Origin of the sequence: Mesorhizobium sp. L2C084A000 (assembly GCF_000502875.1) — a bacterium.
In the GTDB taxonomy this organism is placed as follows: domain Bacteria; phylum Pseudomonadota; class Alphaproteobacteria; order Rhizobiales; family Rhizobiaceae; genus Mesorhizobium.
In genome coordinates this window covers 274765-289917 of record NZ_AYWX01000005.1, presented here as the reverse complement: position 1 = coordinate 289917, position 15153 = coordinate 274765, and the positions used below count along the sequence as shown (strand labels likewise).

At 64.3% G+C, this 15153-nt stretch carries 18 protein-coding genes and 1 pseudogene; 7 read left to right on the top strand and 12 right to left on the bottom strand.

The window, feature by feature from the left end:
* The first annotated feature begins 74 nt into the window (after nucleotides 1–74).
* Entirely contained in the window at nucleotides 75–1811 is a 1737-nt protein-coding gene (locus tag X735_RS01000000165835) for a CHASE3 domain-containing protein (protein ID WP_245273211.1), read from the top strand.
* Nucleotides 1812–1822: 11 nt separating this feature from the next.
* On the opposite strand, the gene X735_RS151885 is transcribed toward X735_RS01000000165835, so the two are convergent.
* Nucleotides 1823–2395 (bottom strand): putative glycolipid-binding domain-containing protein, encoded by a 573-nt coding sequence (locus X735_RS151885; protein WP_348625586.1) that lies wholly within the window; start codon nucleotides 2393–2395, stop codon nucleotides 1823–1825.
* A 279-nt stretch (nucleotides 2396–2674) separates the two neighbouring features.
* Here X735_RS151885 and ubiG point away from each other — a divergent pair, with 279 nt between their 5' ends.
* On the top strand, nucleotides 2675–3424 hold the full coding sequence (ubiG, locus tag X735_RS151890; protein ID WP_023811162.1) for a bifunctional 2-polyprenyl-6-hydroxyphenol methylase/3-demethylubiquinol 3-O-methyltransferase UbiG: 750 nt from the start codon (nucleotides 2675–2677) through the stop codon (nucleotides 3422–3424).
* 26 nt (nucleotides 3425–3450) lie between these two features.
* Nucleotides 3451–3791, top strand: a pseudogene (locus tag X735_RS1000000167485) (MmcQ/YjbR family DNA-binding protein).
* On the opposite strand, the gene X735_RS151895 reads toward X735_RS1000000167485, so the two are convergent.
* Nucleotides 3788–4714, bottom strand: a complete 927-nt coding sequence (locus tag X735_RS151895) for a DMT family transporter (protein ID WP_023811160.1) — start codon at nucleotides 4712–4714, stop codon at nucleotides 3788–3790. The pseudogene X735_RS1000000167485 and the gene X735_RS151895 overlap by 4 nt on opposite strands.
* A gap of 99 nt (nucleotides 4715–4813) precedes the next feature.
* Between X735_RS151895 and X735_RS151900 the strand changes: the two genes are divergently transcribed.
* Nucleotides 4814–5299 carry a MarR family transcriptional regulator gene (locus X735_RS151900; RefSeq protein ID WP_023811159.1) on the top strand — a complete coding sequence of 162 codons (486 nt, stop codon included), beginning with the start codon at nucleotides 4814–4816 and terminating at the stop codon, nucleotides 5297–5299.
* 4 nt (nucleotides 5300–5303) lie between these two features.
* Here the strand turns inward: X735_RS151900 and X735_RS151905 are convergent, their stop codons facing one another.
* From X735_RS151905 to X735_RS151920, 4 genes are read right to left on the bottom strand one after another with little or no spacing between them, the layout of a single operon-like run.
* A complete protein-coding gene (locus X735_RS151905) occupies nucleotides 5304–5729 on the bottom strand; it encodes a DUF1178 family protein (RefSeq protein ID WP_023811158.1) in 426 nt (141 codons plus the stop codon).
* The gene (locus X735_RS151910) at nucleotides 5726–6592 is read right to left on the bottom strand and encodes a carbon-nitrogen hydrolase family protein (protein ID WP_023811157.1); all 867 of its coding nucleotides are present in this window, start codon (nucleotides 6590–6592) and stop codon (nucleotides 5726–5728) included. Before X735_RS151910 ends, X735_RS151905 begins: the two co-directional genes overlap by 4 nt.
* A gap of 10 nt (nucleotides 6593–6602) precedes the next feature.
* Entirely contained in the window at nucleotides 6603–6872 is a 270-nt protein-coding gene (gene grxC / locus X735_RS151915; RefSeq protein WP_023811156.1) for a glutaredoxin 3, read from the bottom strand.
* A 27-nt stretch (nucleotides 6873–6899) separates the two neighbouring features.
* A complete protein-coding gene (locus X735_RS151920; protein ID WP_023811155.1) occupies nucleotides 6900–7700 on the bottom strand; it encodes a ComF family protein in 801 nt (266 codons plus the stop codon).
* Between the two features lie 65 nt (nucleotides 7701–7765).
* Here X735_RS151920 and X735_RS151925 point away from each other — a divergent pair, with 65 nt between their 5' ends.
* Nucleotides 7766–8641: a methyltransferase domain-containing protein gene (locus tag X735_RS151925; protein WP_023811154.1), complete on the top strand. Its 876-nt coding sequence runs from the start codon at nucleotides 7766–7768 to the stop codon at nucleotides 8639–8641.
* A 28-nt stretch (nucleotides 8642–8669) separates the two neighbouring features.
* Here the strand turns inward: X735_RS151925 and X735_RS151930 are convergent, their stop codons facing one another.
* The 5 genes from X735_RS151930 to argJ form a co-directional block, all read right to left on the bottom strand.
* Nucleotides 8670–8852: a Flp family type IVb pilin gene (locus X735_RS151930; protein WP_023811153.1), complete on the bottom strand. Its 183-nt coding sequence runs from the start codon at nucleotides 8850–8852 to the stop codon at nucleotides 8670–8672.
* A gap of 109 nt (nucleotides 8853–8961) precedes the next feature.
* Nucleotides 8962–9276 (bottom strand): hypothetical protein, encoded by a 315-nt coding sequence (locus tag X735_RS151935; protein ID WP_023811152.1) that lies wholly within the window; start codon nucleotides 9274–9276, stop codon nucleotides 8962–8964.
* Between the two features lie 128 nt (nucleotides 9277–9404).
* Nucleotides 9405–9827: a (deoxy)nucleoside triphosphate pyrophosphohydrolase gene (locus tag X735_RS151940; RefSeq protein ID WP_023811151.1), complete on the bottom strand. Its 423-nt coding sequence runs from the start codon at nucleotides 9825–9827 to the stop codon at nucleotides 9405–9407.
* Nucleotides 9820–10572: a GNAT family N-acetyltransferase gene (locus X735_RS151945; RefSeq protein WP_031213220.1), complete on the bottom strand. Its 753-nt coding sequence runs from the start codon at nucleotides 10570–10572 to the stop codon at nucleotides 9820–9822. Before X735_RS151945 ends, X735_RS151940 begins: the two co-directional genes overlap by 8 nt.
* Before the next feature lie 29 nt (nucleotides 10573–10601).
* Entirely contained in the window at nucleotides 10602–11843 is a 1242-nt protein-coding gene (gene argJ, locus X735_RS151950) for a bifunctional glutamate N-acetyltransferase/amino-acid acetyltransferase ArgJ (protein WP_023811149.1), read from the bottom strand.
* A 169-nt stretch (nucleotides 11844–12012) separates the two neighbouring features.
* On the opposite strand from argJ, the gene X735_RS151955 reads away from it, so the two are divergent.
* On the top strand, nucleotides 12013–13242 hold the full coding sequence (locus X735_RS151955) for a caspase domain-containing protein (protein ID WP_023811148.1): 1230 nt from the start codon (nucleotides 12013–12015) through the stop codon (nucleotides 13240–13242).
* A gap of 303 nt (nucleotides 13243–13545) precedes the next feature.
* Nucleotides 13546–14145 carry a TetR/AcrR family transcriptional regulator gene (locus X735_RS151960; protein WP_023811147.1) on the top strand — a complete coding sequence of 200 codons (600 nt, stop codon included), beginning with the start codon at nucleotides 13546–13548 and terminating at the stop codon, nucleotides 14143–14145.
* A 66-nt stretch (nucleotides 14146–14211) separates the two neighbouring features.
* On the opposite strand, the gene X735_RS151965 is transcribed toward X735_RS151960, so the two are convergent.
* Nucleotides 14212–15129 carry a peptidylprolyl isomerase gene (locus X735_RS151965; RefSeq protein ID WP_023811146.1) on the bottom strand — a complete coding sequence of 306 codons (918 nt, stop codon included), beginning with the start codon at nucleotides 15127–15129 and terminating at the stop codon, nucleotides 14212–14214.
* Nucleotides 15130–15153: the final 24 nt, after the last annotated feature.

Here is a 15153-nt window from a genome sequence, read left to right as displayed (position 1 = left end):
GGCAGCCGAGCCATGCTGGTCGAGGAACAGCGGGCCAACCGCGCCGCCGCGCGCGAGGCAATCGAATATCAGCAATTGCTTTCGGGTCTGCTTTCTCTGGCACAGGAAGCCGAAAACGGTCAGCATGNGGTCAGCATGGCTACCTGCTGACCGGCGAGAAATCCTATCTCGAACCCTATCGGAACGCTGTCGGCGCCATTCCGGGGCAACTTGCCCGCATCGACAGCTTGACCGCCCCCGATGAACAGCTCGTCCAGCCGATCAACCATATCAAGGACGCGCTTTCGCAAAAGCAGGCTGAACTGGCCGAGACGATTGCCCTGTACGACCAGGGCAATGCGACGAAAGCGCTGGATCTGATTCGCAGCGGCCAGGGCAAGGCAGTCATGGACGAAATCCGGACCAGCATGGATACGGTCCGACGCATCAGCGCCGCAGCCGTCGCCGCGCGCGACGAGCATATCGATCAGGTCGAGGCCTGGCTGCGCATCGGCTCGCTGGCGGCGCTGCTGGCGATCTTCCTGCTTGCCGGCTACGCGATCAGGGAATCGCGCCGCCGCTTCCATGAGGTTGCCGTTGCCCAGGATGAGTTGGTGCGCAAGAACGTGGCGCTCGGCAATGAGATCGAGACACGTGAAAAGGCCGAATCCCAGATCCGCCAGATGCACAAGATGGAGGCGGTCGGCCAGCTTACTGGCGGCATCGCCCACGACTTCAACAACATGCTGGCGGTGATCATCAGCGCCATGAATCTCGCCCAGCGCAAGCTGGCGCGCGGCGAGCACGACATCGCACAATTCATCGACGCGGCGATCGATGCCGCGACCCGTGCCGCCAATCTGACGGCCCGGCTGCTCGCCTTCTCGCGTCAGCAGCCGCTGGCGCCGCAGATCGTCGACGCCAACCGCCTGCTGACCGGGATGTCCGACCTGATCCGGCGGGCACTCGGCGAAACCATCCGCATCGAAACGGTGCTGGCGGGAGGCTTGTGGAAAACCCATGCCGACCCGAGCCAGATCGAGAACGCCGTTCTCAACCTGGCCGTCAACGCCCGCGACGCCATGGGCGATGATGGCAAGCTGACCATCGAGACCGCCAACAGCCATCTCGACGACAGCTACGCCGCCGCCCATGCCGAAGTCGCGGCCGGCCAGTATGTGATGATCGCCGTCAGCGACACCGGTTCGGGCATGACCCCCGATGTCATCGCCAAGGCCTTCGAACCCTTCTTCACCACCAAGGCGGTCAACAAGGGCACCGGACTGGGGTTGAGCCAGGTGTTCGGCTTCGTCAAGCAGTCGGGTGGCCATGTCAACATCTATTCCGAACCCGGCGAAGGCACGACGATCAAGATCTACTTGCCGCGGTATTTCGGCGCCGAAGAGCCGGCCGGGCCCACGGGGCGGGGCGACAACCCCGCCGCACCGGTCACCGAAGCGATCCTTGTCGTCGAGGATGATGCCCGCGTGAGGGTCTCCACCACCGAGGCCATACGCGAACTCGGATACACCGTCATTCATGCCGCGAGCGGCGAGGAAGCGTTGCAGAAACTGGCGGAGAACCCGAACGTCGCCCTACTGTTCACCGACATCGTCATGCCCGTCATGAACGGCCGCAAGCTGGCGGAAGAGGCCCTTGCCCGCATGCCGCTGCTGAAGGTGATCTTCACCACCGGCTTCACCAGGAACGCGGTGGTCCACAACGGCGTGCTCGACCACGACGTGCATTTCCTCGCCAAGCCCTTCACCATCGAGCAACTGGCGGCGAAACTGCGTGACGTGCTCGGCACGACGCAGGGCGCAGCGGATTGATCACAATCGCTTCAGTCTGACGCAGCCGCGCTTCTCCACAGGCCAGGATAGTCGACAACGAAGCCGTGCGGCGAGATGTTGAGGGTCTCGTCATAGCCGAATACCGGCGCGGCATAGGCGTAGCGAACCGTGTCGAGACGCCGATAGGTCTGATCGAGGCGCACCAGGCTCAGTTCAGGGAAAGTCAGGTAGGCGGCCGGGGCAGGCGTCGCCTCGCCGATGCCGAGGCCATACCGGCGGATCGCCAGCAGGTTCGATGCCGGTGTGAAGCCAAGATCGACATCGACAAAGCCGTCGACGCCCTGCTGGACTTCGCCATTCAGCGTCCACTGGCCGTCCGAATCGCGTTCGATCGCATAATGCAGCTTGCGGGTGCCGAGAAAGCCGTCGATCCGCGCTGAACGCGTGCGCCAGCCGACATCGCAGATCACCTCATAGCCAAGGCAGCACGGCTTGCCGTCCTGGATGAAGATGGCCTGTCCCTCGAGACTGTGCCCGACATTGGTCTGTGACAACAGGCAGGCGTCGTGACCCTCCACGTCGAGGCGGTGCCAAAGGATCGAAGCCGTTTCCTGTTTCATCATGGTTTCCTCCAATTCAAATCCTGTCTCCTTTTCGCCCGGCGGATCAATTGTGTTTCGATGCAGGCGCGTGACAGGTGACATGCCCTGACAGAGCCTGTTGCCTGGCAGGCCGAGGAAAATGCTGCCTTGACATTCGCGGCCTCACGCCCGACTTCCTAGCGCATGACCCCGAAATCGAAGTCGATTTCGGAAAGGATCATACGCAGAATTTAAAGTGCTACAGCGTCCTTTGCGCGTCCAAGAGGACGCGCGGCGCTGTAGTGTCGAGGAGACCAACCGATGCCAGAGCCCCGACGATCGACGATCGATGCCGGAGAAGTGGAACGCTTTTCCGCCCTTGCCGCCGAATGGTGGAACCCGAACGGCAAATTCCGTCCCCTGCACAAATTCAATCCGGTCCGGCTGGCCTATATCCGCGACCAGATAGCGACGCGCTTCGGCCGTGACCCGCGCGCTGCAAGGCCTTTCGAGGGCCTGCGCATCCTCGACATCGGCTGCGGCGGCGGACTTCTGTGCGAGCCGATGGCGCGGCTTGGCGCCGAGGTTGTGGGCGCAGATGCCTCCGAAACCAACATCGAAGTGGCCAAGCTGCACGCCGCCGAGGGCAATGTCAGCGTCGACTATCGCGCCACGACGGCCGAAGACCTTGCCGACGCCGGCGAGAAATTCGACGTCATCCTCAACATGGAAGTGGTCGAGCATGTCGCCGACATCGACCTGTTCGTCGCCAAATGCGGCGAGATGGTGCGGCCCGGCGGCATCATGTTCGTGGCCACCATCAACCGCACGCTGAAGGCGCTGGGCTTAGCCATCATCGGGGCCGAATATGTGCTGCGCTGGCTGCCGCGCGGCACCCACCAGTTCGGCAAGCTGGTGCGCCCGGAAGAGCTCGAAAAGGCGCTTGGCGGCGCCGGCCTGACCATCATCGACCGCACCGGCGTCACCTACAACCCGCTGGCCGACCGCTGGGCGCGGTCGAAGGACATGGACGTCAACTACATGGTCCTGGCGGAAAAAGGCTCGGTCTGAAGGCTGATCTGGAGATTTGTCGGACCGTGGACAGTGTGAGAGCCCGACAATTGGCGCTTGAGCTTCCCGAAGCGGCCGAGAAATCGCATTTCGGCAAGGCCGACTTCCGGGTACGCAATCGCATCTTCATGTCGCTGCCCGAAAACGATCGCGCCGTCATAAAGCTCGACATCGGCCAGCAAGAGATGACGACTGCAGCCGAACCGCTGGTTTTCAAGCCAGTGCCTGGTGGATGGGGACGAAAGGGCTGGACGTCGATCATTCTTGACGCATGCGATGAAAGACATTTCGCAGCGCAATACGGATGTCATGGCGAAATGTTGCCCCGCCGGCTCTCAGGAAAATCTTTGACGCGAGCCAGGCCTAACGGATCGGCAAGGCGGCTCCGGCTGCAGGAACTCGACCCTTCTGGCTTTGTGCCCTGGTGGTGATGAACACGCCGGCAGTGATGATGAGCGCGCCTGCCCAGGTCAGCAACTGATAGTGCTCGCCGAGGAAGATGGTTCCGGCAAACAGGCCGACGGCGGCCGCCACATAACCGATCTGGCTGAGATAGACCGGACCGCCAACCGCCTGCAGCCTGAAGAAGAAGGCAAACATCGCCGACGCCGACGCGACCTGCGCGACCACCACCAGCGGCACGCCGCCGAGTGGCACGAAAGCCTCGCCGCCGAACAGGAGAAGAATGCCGGCAAGCAGCATCGCCGCTGACGCCAGATGGCTGCCGACGGCAAGCTCGATCGGGCCGGTGCCGTCCGGCCAGTCGACCGTGCGGTAGATGTTGCCGACGGCAAGGCTGACCGGAATGAGCAACCCCATCGCCACCCAGAACAAATCGGCCGGCTGGCCGGCCTCGCCGCGCGTCACCGCCACCATGACAGCGCCGACGAAGCCGACGGCGATGCCGACAATGCCCAGCATGTTGGGGCGCCGGACACGCAACAGGATCGAGAACACCAGTGTGATGACAGGCGACAGGGTGAACATGATGCCGGTGTAGCCGGCGCCCAGATGCGGGATGGCCGAGAACATCAGGAGGTTGGGGACAGCATAGGACACCGCGGCGGTGACGAAGAAATAGCGCAGTTTGTGCGCGGTGAGCCGGACCCGCTTGCCGCGAGCCAAGAGCACGCACAGCAAGACCCCGCCGGCGCCGAGCGAGATGACGAAGGCCCAGACCATGGCCGGCACGCCGGCAGCCGTGGCGAGCTTGCCGAAGGGCAGCGTCAGGCCGAGCAGGCCGCCGGTGACGACCAGCAGGCCGAGCGCCGAATCCCAGAGAAGTTTCATTGACCGAATCCTGTAGCGCGGCGGCTCTTGGCCGGCATTGCATGTTACGATAAGATAATGGCAAGATTCTTAACGTCAAGATAAATAATGGTGAGACAGTTGGACAGGGCAGCAAGAGCGATCGAGCAATGGAAGCGGGAGCGGCCCGATCTGGATGTCTCGCCGATGGCCGTGCTCGGACGGCTGAACGAGGCCTCCTCGCTGATCGCCCGCGAGCGCCTGGCGCCGTTGTTTGCCCGCTATGGATTGCAGTCGGGCGAGTTCGACGTGCTGGCGACGCTGCGCCGCGCTGGCTCACCCTATGCGCTGACGCCGACCGCTCTCTATGAAGCGACGATGGTCACATCGGGCGCCATGACCAACCGGCTCGACCGGCTCGAAACGTCCGGATTGATCCTGCGTGGGCCTCATCCCAACGATAGACGCGGCATTGTCGTGAGGCTGACCGAAAAGGGCTTGGCGCTGGTCGACGAGGCCGTTACCGCCCACGTGGCCAACGAGCACGCGGTTCTCTCGGGCTTGACGCAGGCGGAACGCGAAACGCTCTCTCGGCTGCTTGAGAAATTGATCGGTAGCGTCAGCTAGCCGGTCAGTTGCGATCGTCCGGGAATACCGGGATAGGCATGAACTCGACGCCATCCTCGGCCAGGCTCTTGGCCTCGTCCAGCGTCGCCTCGCCATAGATGCCGCGCGGGTCGCTCTCGCCGAAATGGATCTTTCGCGCTTCCTCGGCGAACTTGTCGCCGACATAGTCGGCATTCTCGCGCACCTTCTCGGCCATCGCCTTCAGCTGCGCCAGAGCCTGCTTCTGCGCCTCGCCCATGGCGAGCGCTATGGTTTCCTGCTTGCGCGCCGTGGAGACAGCCGGCGCCATCAGCGCTTTCTGCACCTTGTGCGAACCGCAGGTGGGGCAATCGACAAAGCCGCGCTTCTTCTGGGTGTCGAAATCGTCGTTGCTGCGGAACCAGCCTTCGAATTCGTGCTCGTGCTCACAGATCAGGGCAAAACGGATCAAGAGGCTGCACCCCTGAGCCGCGGCGCCTCGCCCAAGCCAGCATTGACGGCGAAATCCCGCGCATTCCTGAGATTGGGGATCTTCTTGCGCGCGGCAAGCGACTGCGCCGGGTCGATCTCGGCGATGATCACCGCCGGCTCGTCATGCGCGGCTTCCGCGATGATACGGCCCCACGGATCGACGATCAGCGAATGACCGTAGGTCTCGCGGCCATCCTCATGCAAGCCGCCCTGCGCGGCGGCGACGACATAGGCGCCATTCTCGATGGCGCGGGCCCTGAGCAGCACATGCCAGTGCGCCTCACCCGTCTGCCGGGTGAAGGCGGCAGGTACGGAAAGCAGGTCGGCGCCGGCCAGTGCCTCGGCGCGGAAGAGTTGCGGAAAGCGCAGATCGTAGCAAACGGCGAAGCCGAGCTTTGCACCCTCGATCTCGGTGACGACGGCCTCGGTGCCCGGCTCATAGGCGGCGGATTCGCGCCAGCTCTCGCCATTGTCGAGATCGACGTCGAACATGTGGATCTTGTCGTATGTCGCGAGCGTGGCGCCGTCCGGCCCGAACAGCAGCGCCCGGTTGGCGAGCTTGCCGTCGGCGCGTAAAATGGCTGTCGAGCCGATATGCAGGAAGACGCCGAGTTCCTTGGCCAGCTTGCGCGCGGTCGAAACGACGATATCCTTGTCCTCGGAGGTGAAGGAGGCGGCGCGAGCTTCCTTGTCGCGGATCAGCGCGCCGGTCATTTCCGGCGTCTGGATGTAGGCGGCACCTTGGCCAGCTGCTTCACGCACCAGCCGTTCGAGATCGACGGCGTTGCGCTCGGGGCTCTCGCCTGAACGCATCTGGATCGCAGCGGCTTTGAAAACACCCATCGTCATTCCCTTAATTCGTCGCGCCGTCAGCGAGCAGTTTGTCGAGCCGGCCTTCGGCCTCCAGCTCGTGGAGATCGTCACAGCCACCGACATGCGTATCGCCGATAAAAATCTGCGGAAAGGTCGAGCGGCCATGCGCCCGGGAGATCATCTCCTGGCGCAGTTCCGGCGAGAAGGAGGCATCGTGCTCGGTAAAGGCTATGCCCTTGCGCTCGAGCAGCCGCTTGGCTGCCGTGCAATAGCCGCACATCATGCGGGTGTAGATCGTGACATCGACCATGACGAATTTCCGCTGTTCGTTGCCGACTTATATAGTCGCGGACTCGTCCGCCCGGAAGTCCCCCGGCAACACACGGGCAAAGGTCAGCACGTCGACGGCGGCCGCACCTCCCCTTTTCAGCGCCTTGGTGGCGGAGCGCACCGTGGCGCCGGTGGTGTAGACATCGTCGATCAAAAGCACCCTGCGGCCGGCGATCTCGATTTCCGCCTCGGCGGGTACCCGAAAGGCGGCCCGCACATTTTCCTCGCGTTCCCCGCGCTCCAGCCCGACCTGCTGGCGGGTGAGTTTCACGCGCCGCACCGCCGAGGGGGCGAAGGGCAATTCACTGAGCGTCGAGACGGCCCTCGCCAGTTCCGCAGATTGGTTGAAGCGCCGCCTGAAAAAGCGCCGCCAGTGCAGCGGCACCGGCACCACCACATCCGCGTCGGCGATGAGATCGGCACCGGCGCGAACCATCCAGCGCGCCATCCATGGTGCCAGATCGGTGCGATCCTGGTATTTCAGCCCCTGCACCATCTGTCGGGCAACGCCGGAATAGGCGACCGCCGCCCGCGCCCGCTCGAAAGGCGGCGGATCGGCAATCGCCTCGGCCGACAGAAAGCCTTCGCCCATATGGTGGGTGAACGGCGTGCCCATGACCGGGCACCATGGCCGCTCCAGCAGCCTGAGCTTCGGCCAGCAGGCGCCGCACAGCACGCCTGGCTGCGAGACATGCCGGCGGCAACCGGCGCAGACCGGCGGAAACAGCATCCGCGCCGGCCAGCCGACAACCGACCGGGCCAGGTTCGTTATTCCGATGGACTTGATCTTGGGCATCGGATCGGCCAGGTGGTTGCTCCTGCACGCCACTATATCAACGATCTCGGAGCGTGGACAAACAAAGGATCTGCCCGTTGCAGCCGATAATGGATACCTCTCTGTGGCTGGCGCACAAGCGGCGCGCGCTTGCCCATCCGGTCGACGGTGCGGACTTTCTCATGCGCCGCACGGCCGAGGACCTTGCCGACCGGCTGGGCGCCGTCGAGCGCAGGTTCGGCAAGGCGGCTGTGCTGTTTTGCCAGACGCCGGCGGCGGCCGAAACGCTCGCCGAAAGCAGCAAGGTCGCCGACATTGTCCGCGTCGAGGCGGACACGGCCTTCCTGAGCGGTGGCGGCGCCGGCTTGATCGCACCGCTCGAAACCGTGCCGTTCGAAGCGGAAAGCCTCGATCTGGCGGTGTCGCTTCTGTCGCTGCAGGCCATGAACGACATCCCCGGCATGCTGATCCAGATCCGCCGTGCGTTGCGGCCGGATGGGCTTTTCCTCGGCGCCTTTGCCGGCGCCGGTACGCTTTTCGAATTGCGCGAAAGCCTGCTTTCGGCCGAGACCGAGCTTTACGGCGGCGCCAGCCCGCGTGTCGCCCCGTTCACCGACGTGCGCGATGCCGGTGCGCTGCTGCAGCGCGCCGGTCTCGCTCTGCCGGTCGCCGACGTCGAGACGGTGACCGTGCGCTATGCCAGCCTGTTCAACCTGATGGCGGATCTGCGGGCCATGGGCGAAACCAATGCGCTCACCGATCGCAGCCGGCGGCCGGGCTCGCGCAAGCTGTTTGCCCGCGCGGCGGAAATCTACGCCGAGCGGTTTTCCGACCCCGATGGCCGTGTCAGGGCAAGTTTCTCGATTGTCTGGATGTCCGGCTGGGCGCCCGACGCATCGCAGCAAAAACCGCTGAAGCCAGGGTCGGCCAAGGTCTCGCTGAAAACAATCCTGGAGGCGCCCGACGGGCAATGATCCTGCCCGCAGGCGCGGAAAAGTTGGATCAGGGAGTGGGTGCGAAAGCGTTCGCAAGCTTGCTGTTGTCGCTGAACAGCCAGACGATCCCGTCACGGACCTCACCGATGCCGCCGACGATAGCCAATGACAGCACGGCGACGATCAGGCTATATTCGACGGCCGTGGCGCCGGTCTCGTCGTTCAAAAAACCCAGCAGCACTGCTTTCATGGCCTTAACCCCTCTGTCCGGGACCTTACAGCCGACCTGTTAAGAAAGGTTAACGGCAAAGGCTTAACAGGCGATGAAGCTGCCGCCTTTCCGAAATCTCTTAACCATGTCAGCAGTCGCCGCTGCTCCTGCCATTGGACCTGATGATGCAGACCGAGCTCGGCTGCGGCTGCAGCACGCTGCGGCGCAGCGTGTAGGTTTCGCGATGGCCGATCGAGCCTGTGGCCGCCATGTCGAGCCCGCCGAAACCATTACGGGCCGAGAGCGAGCGTGTCTGGCTGTCGAGGAAAGGGGTTGCGATCAGCGCCAGCGCCACCGCGGCCGAACCGAACAGCAGCGTGATGCGCAATATGCCCATGCCCGCATCGGCGGCGCGAAAGCCGCGCTCGGGCCGGATCGAGTCCCAATCCCTGTCTAGGCTCATACTATCGCTCCCCGGCAAATCGACGGCTCGGCCGCGAACGGCCATGCTTCAATTTTTCACGACGAGATAAATCTTCCATTAACGCTGGCTGATACACGCCTCGGCCAGGAACCGACCGGACGCGAGCCTCAGAGAAGATCGATGAGGAACGGGATCAGCGGCGCATCGGCCGGCGGCATCGGATAGTCGCGCATCTGCTTCGGCCGCACCCATTTCAGCGTCTGCCCTTCCCTGGGCTGGGCTATGCCGCGAAAGCGGCGGCAGACGAACAGCGGCATCAGCAGGTGGAAATCGTCGTAGGAATGGCTGGCGAAAGTAAGCGGCGCCAGGCATGGGATGTCGGTTTCGATGCCGATTTCCTCATGCAGTTCGCGAATGATACATTGTTCGGGCGTCTCGCCGGGCTCGACCTTGCCGCCGGGAAATTCCCACAACCCGGCAAGTTGCTTGCCCTGAGGCCGCTGCGCCAAAAGCACCCGGCCGTCGGCATCGACCAGCGCGCAGGCGGCGACCAGGAGCAGGCGTTTGCCGGCGGTCACGACATCATTCATGACCCGGCGGCCGGCGGTAGTGGTAGCGATAGACTTCCTCGAAGCCGAGCGAATGGTAGAGCGCCAGCGCCGGCACGTTGTTGGCCTCGACCTGCAGCCAGGCTTCCCGCGCGCCCCGCAGTCGCGCCCATTTGAGCGCCGACAGGATCAGGTTGCGGCCATGGCCCCTGTTGCGTGCCGACTTGTCGGTGGCGACCTCGAACAGGCCGGCGAGATCGCCGTCATGCACGCAGATAAGCGTCGCCAGCGCCTCGGCTCCATCTTCGAGCGCGAACAGCCCGGCTTCGGGCTGGATGGCGCCGATGATCTCCGACAGGCCGGGCCGCAGCGAAACATCCGAACCGCTGACCTTGAGCAACGCGCCGATGAAGCGGCTGATGTCCTTGAGCGGAATCTGGTCCATGGCGGCGTCGAGCTGCGCGCCGGCCAGCGGCAGCCGCATGACCAGCGACTCGTCGAACCGGCTCCAGCCCTCGCGGTCGAGATGGCTGGCAAGATCTGGGCCCGACAGCGGCGACATGCGGAACGTCAGCGGCCTTCCATAGGCATCGAAACGGCGGCTGGCCCGGCCAATACGGTCGGCCATGTGCATGATATCGCCGGGATCGAGCGGATTGACCGAGTTCAGCCGCTTGGCCGGATGGCCGGCGGTCAGCCGCACCACCCAGGTGCCGTCATAGTGGACGGCGGCTGCCGGCCAGGCGCGAAAGCCGGCCGCCTCGTAGCGGCGTACGATCGCGAGCATGCTTGCCGGATGCCTGGAGCTCAAAACCGTCAGCTCCGATAATCGCCATTGATGGCGACATATTCCTTGGTGAGATCGCAGGTCCACACCGTCGCCTTGCCGCGACCGATGCCGATATCGGCACGGATGCGGATGTCGTCGCGCTTCATGTAGGCCGACGTCGCGGCCTCGGAGTAGCCGGGGTCGCGCTCGCCTTCATGCGCCAGCCTGTTGTCGCCGAACCAGATCGACAGCCGGTCGCGATCGGCGGGTTCGCCGGCCTTGCCGACGGCCATGACGACGCGGCCCCAATTGGCGTCCTCGCCGGCGACCGCCGTCTTGACCAGCGGCGAATTGGCGATCGACAGCGCGATGCGCTTGGCCGAGCGCGCCGATTTGGCGCCGGTGACGGTGACTTCGACCTGCTTGCGGGCGCCCTCGCCGTCGCGCACCACTTGCAGCGCCAGCGATTTCAGCACCTTGCCGAGCGCCCGGCGGAACGCGCCGAGACGGGCATCCCTGGGATCGGTTATCTCCGGCGCACCGCGCTTGGCGGCCTTGCCGGTGGCGAAGATCAGCAGCGTGTCGCTGGTCGAGGTGTCGCTGTCGACGGTGACCGCGTTGAAAGTCTTGGCCGTGCCGCGCGACAACAGATCCTGCAGGACAGGGGCGGCGATCGGCGCGTCGGTGGCGATGAAGGAGAGCATCGTCGCCATGTCGGGCGCGATCATGCCGGCGCCCTTGGAAATGCCGTTGATGGTGACATCGGTGTCGCCGAGCTTGACGGTCGCGGTCGCCAGTTTCGGATAGGTATCCGTGGTCATGATCGCCTTTGCCGCTTCGGTCCACAGCCCGGGCTTGCCGTTGCTGACCAGTCCCGCGAGCAGATGGCTGAATTTGCTGGTATCGAGCGGCTCGCCGATGACGCCGGTCGAGGCCAGGAAAACCTCCGCTGCCGTGCAGCCGGCCGCCTTCGCGGCCGCCTCGCCGGTCAGCGCGGTCGACTCGCGGCCTCTCTTGCCGGTGAAGGCGTTGGCGTTGCCGGAATTGACGACCAGCACCCGGGCCTTGCCTGCGCCGAGATTCTGCCGGCAGAAGTCGACCGGCGCCGAAGGGCATTTCGATTTCGTGAACACGCCGGCGATCGCGGTGCCTTCATCGAAGACCATGGTCAAAAGATCGGTGCGGTTTTTGTACTTTATCCCTGCCTCGGCGGTGGCGATGCGCACCCCTTCGATTTCCGGCATTTTGGGGTATTTCTTCGGCGCGAGCGGCGAAATCGTCGTGGACATGGAGGCCTCGGGCGGGAAAAATCGCAGGGGAAGGCCGGTTTGCCCGATAGACCGCGCGGGCGCAAGGCGTTTTCGTCGCTCTTGCCCGGGAGCTCGAACCCGCTCGTGGTTAGGCCTGCATTTCAAATCCGATGGCGTCGCCGGGGCCGATGGCGTTATGATCTGCCCCATGGGCAGGCTTGCGATCCTTGCATGGGCATTTCTGGGACTTTTGCTGCTGAGCGCGGATGCGCAGCCGCAACGGCGCGTGGCGCTTGTCATCGGCAACGGCACTTACGCCGAAGCCGGCACGCTGGCCAATCCTGTGAACGACGCCCTCGACATCGCCGACAAGCTGCGCTCGATCGGCTTCGAGGTCATCGAGGGCAATGATCTCGGCAAGCGTGAACTCGAACGCAGCATCGGCGCGTTTTCCGATGCGCTCCAGGGCGCCGGCGTCGGGCTTTTCTATTATGCCGGCCACGGCCTGCAGGTCGACGGGCGCAACTACATCGTGCCGGTCGACGCCAGGCTGGACGTACCGGTCAAGCTGCAGCTCGAGGCCGTGCCGATCGACGAAGTCCTCGACATCATGGAACAGCAGACCAAGGTCAGCCTGGTGTTTCTCGATGCCTGCCGCAACAATCCATTTGCCCGCAGTCTCAGCCGCACCGCCACCACGCGCTCGGCGAAGGCGCTGGCCGGGCTGGCGCAATTCGATTCGACGCGCGGCTCGTTCATCGCCTTCTCGACGGCACCTGGCGCTGTCGCCATGGACGGCAGCGGACGCAACTCGCCCTTCGCCGCCGCCCTGCTGCGCCACATCGCCGAGCCCGGCCAGAGCATCAACGACATGATGATCGCGGTGCGCCGCGACGTGGTTTCGCAAACCCGCGAAACCCAGCGCCCCTGGGAGCAGGGATCGCTGCTCGAACGCTTCGAATTCGTCTCGGACGGACAACCCGCAGAGCCACAAAGGCCGGCCGCGGCGCCCGCGCCTTCGACGGAAGTCGCCGCACTTGAACGCTCTGTCGGCGACGACAAGGGATCGATCGAGAAATTCCTGCGCCAGGACTATCTGACGCCGGACACCAGGGCGATGAGCGAGACCGTCAAACGGCTCTACGGCCCATCCGCCATCATCTTCGGAACCCGCTACGACGCCGACGCCATCGTCAAGGTCAAGGCCGACTGGTTCGCGCAGTGGGCCTCCTGGTCGCTAAGCATGGAGGCCGGCAGCCTGGAAGTCGCTCCGCAGGGCGAAGATCGCGCCGAGGCAGTCTTTGCGATGCGCTACGACTATCTTCCAAAGGACACGTCGGCGGCACGCCTGACCGGCAAGGCGCGCGTCACGCTTGGGCTGGTCAAGGCCGGCGGCGGCTGGCGTATCGAATCCGAGACATCGCAGGCGATGCAGTAGGCGTGATCCCACGGCCAGCCGGGCAATTTAAGCCGGCAGCGTCTCATAGCGATAGGAATTTTTTCTTGACTCTGTGAGGGCAGCTATGCTACATTTTTGCCCATGGTGCTGATTTGCGCCAGTGACCCGCCGCCCGGCGGGTTTTTGCCTTTGGAGCTTCGCCAACCGACACGCCGGTAGACTTCCAGAGAATAAACTTAACCCCTGCCGCTACCATCCGTTCCTGAAGCTTGAAAACGCGCCGTTTCGTTTGAGCGTCGGGTCGCCTATATTGCCGGCGATAGTGTTGGCGAGGAGACAGAGATGGCCGAGGACGCCGATCCGGCGCGCAGATCGATCGGTGCGCGGCGCAACCCCGACAGCGCCGATGCCATTCTCGAAGCCGCCGAGGCCGTGCTGGTCGAAGCCGGTTATGCCGGTTTCTCGATCGAGGCGGTGGCGCGGCGAGCCCGCGCCGGCAAACCCACCATCTATCGCTGGTGGCCGAGCAAGGCGGCATTGCTGCTCGAGGTCTATCAGCGCCAGAAGCGCGTCGATGTTCCCGATACCGGGCGGCTGGAGGAGGATCTCGTCGGCTTCCTCAAAAACCTGTTCGCCCACTGGCGCGAGACATCGTCGGGAAGCGTGTTCCGGTCGCTGATCGCCGAGGCACAGTCGGACGAGGCCGCTGCCGCGGCCCTTGCCGACTACTCACTGGGCCGACGATCCCATACCGGCCAGATCATCGAACGCGCCAAGGCAAGGGGCGAAATCCCGGCCAGCGTCGATTCAGCTGTTGTCGCCGACCTGATCGCCTCCTTCGCCTGGAGACATCTGTTGACCAACCGGCTCGACGAGGACGAAGCGACCATCGGCAAGGCGGTCAACTACGTGATGCGAGGCATAGCGGCGCCCGCCCCGTAAAGATGGCAATGAGAAAGGGCGCGGCAACCCCTGGCTGCCGCGCCCTTTTTCAAGGAGCTATCAGTCTTACTTAGCGCTTTCCAGCGTATCGACCGTCTTCTTCAGGTTCGCGTCGGGGATCTCGATCTTGGCGCCGGCGCGCAGCGACTTGACCAGTGCGAAATACTTGTCGCGGATGACCGCCTGCTTGGCCTGGTCCTTGACGTCCTCGAAGGCCGGCGGCTGCTTGGTGCGCTTGTCCTCGAGCTTGATGACATGCCAGCCGAACTGCGTTTGCACCGGCTGCTCGGTGTATTTGCCGACCTCGAGCGCGGAGGCCGCCTTGTCGAACTCCGGCACCATCTGGCCAGGTCCGAACCAGCCGAGATCGCCGCCGCTGGTCTTGCCCGAGGGATCGCTGGTGTGCTCGTTGGCGAGCTTCTGGAAGTCGGCGCCGCCATCGAGCTGCTTGATGATGGCCTCGGCCTCTTCCTTGGTCTTCACGAGGATGTGACGGGCATGCAGCTCATTGGTGGGCGGCGTGTTGGCGATTTCCTGGTCGTAACGGGCGCGGACCTCGGCGTCGGTGACCTTGTCGACGACGCCCTTCTCGACCATCTCGCCATGCAGCGCGCGCTCCTGCAGGAAAGCCATGCGGCGCTGGAAGTCGGGATCCTTGTCGAGCCCTGTGGTGACCGCCTCGGCGGCCATGACGCGGATCTCGATGGCAGCCGAAAGGGCGGCGGCACGGCGCTGCTCGGGCGGCAATTGCGCGAACTGCTGCGACAATTCCCCTTCGGCAAGCACCAGATCTGCTTCGGTCAGGGGCTGGCCGTTGACCGTGGCGATAACCTTGTTCGGATCGACCGGTGCCGCGGCCGGCGCTGCTGCATCCGCCGGAGCGGGAGCGGTTTGCTGCGCCATCAGCGGCGAGAGCGAAAGGGCCGACAGGCCGACTGCCAAGCCAAGGCTGGCGAGCGACGCGCGGCGGAACAACAAGGACATGGGGTAACTCCGGTGGGGATTGAA

Bases quoted from the DNA above. Each gene is read 5' to 3' on its own strand.
- X735_RS151885 (WP_348625586.1), bottom strand. From the start codon at position 2,395: ATGATGAAACAGGAAACGGCTTCGATCCTTTGGCACCGCCTCGACGTG.
- ubiG (WP_023811162.1), top strand. From the start codon at position 2,675: ATGCCAGAGCCCCGACGATCGACGATCGATGCCGGAGAAGTGGAACGC.
- X735_RS151895 (WP_023811160.1), bottom strand. From the start codon at position 4,714: ATGAAACTTCTCTGGGATTCGGCGCTCGGCCTGCTGGTCGTCACCGGC.
- X735_RS151910 (WP_023811157.1), bottom strand. From the start codon at position 6,592: ATGGGTGTTTTCAAAGCCGCTGCGATCCAGATGCGTTCAGGCGAGAGC.
- grxC (WP_023811156.1), bottom strand. From the start codon at position 6,872: ATGGTCGATGTCACGATCTACACCCGCATGATGTGCGGCTATTGCACG.
- X735_RS151930 (WP_023811153.1), bottom strand. From the start codon at position 8,852: ATGAAAGCAGTGCTGCTGGGTTTTTTGAACGACGAGACCGGCGCCACG.
- X735_RS151935 (WP_023811152.1), bottom strand. From the start codon at position 9,276: ATGAGCCTAGACAGGGATTGGGACTCGATCCGGCCCGAGCGCGGCTTT.
- X735_RS151940 (WP_023811151.1), bottom strand. From the start codon at position 9,827: ATGAATGATGTCGTGACCGCCGGCAAACGCCTGCTCCTGGTCGCCGCC.
- X735_RS151945 (WP_031213220.1), bottom strand. From the start codon at position 10,572: ATGCTCGCGATCGTACGCCGCTACGAGGCGGCCGGCTTTCGCGCCTGG.
- argJ (WP_023811149.1), bottom strand. From the start codon at position 11,843: ATGTCCACGACGATTTCGCCGCTCGCGCCGAAGAAATACCCCAAAATG.
- X735_RS151955 (WP_023811148.1), top strand. From the start codon at position 12,013: ATGGGCAGGCTTGCGATCCTTGCATGGGCATTTCTGGGACTTTTGCTG.
- X735_RS151960 (WP_023811147.1), top strand. From the start codon at position 13,546: ATGGCCGAGGACGCCGATCCGGCGCGCAGATCGATCGGTGCGCGGCGC.
- X735_RS151965 (WP_023811146.1), bottom strand. From the start codon at position 15,129: ATGTCCTTGTTGTTCCGCCGCGCGTCGCTCGCCAGCCTTGGCTTGGCA.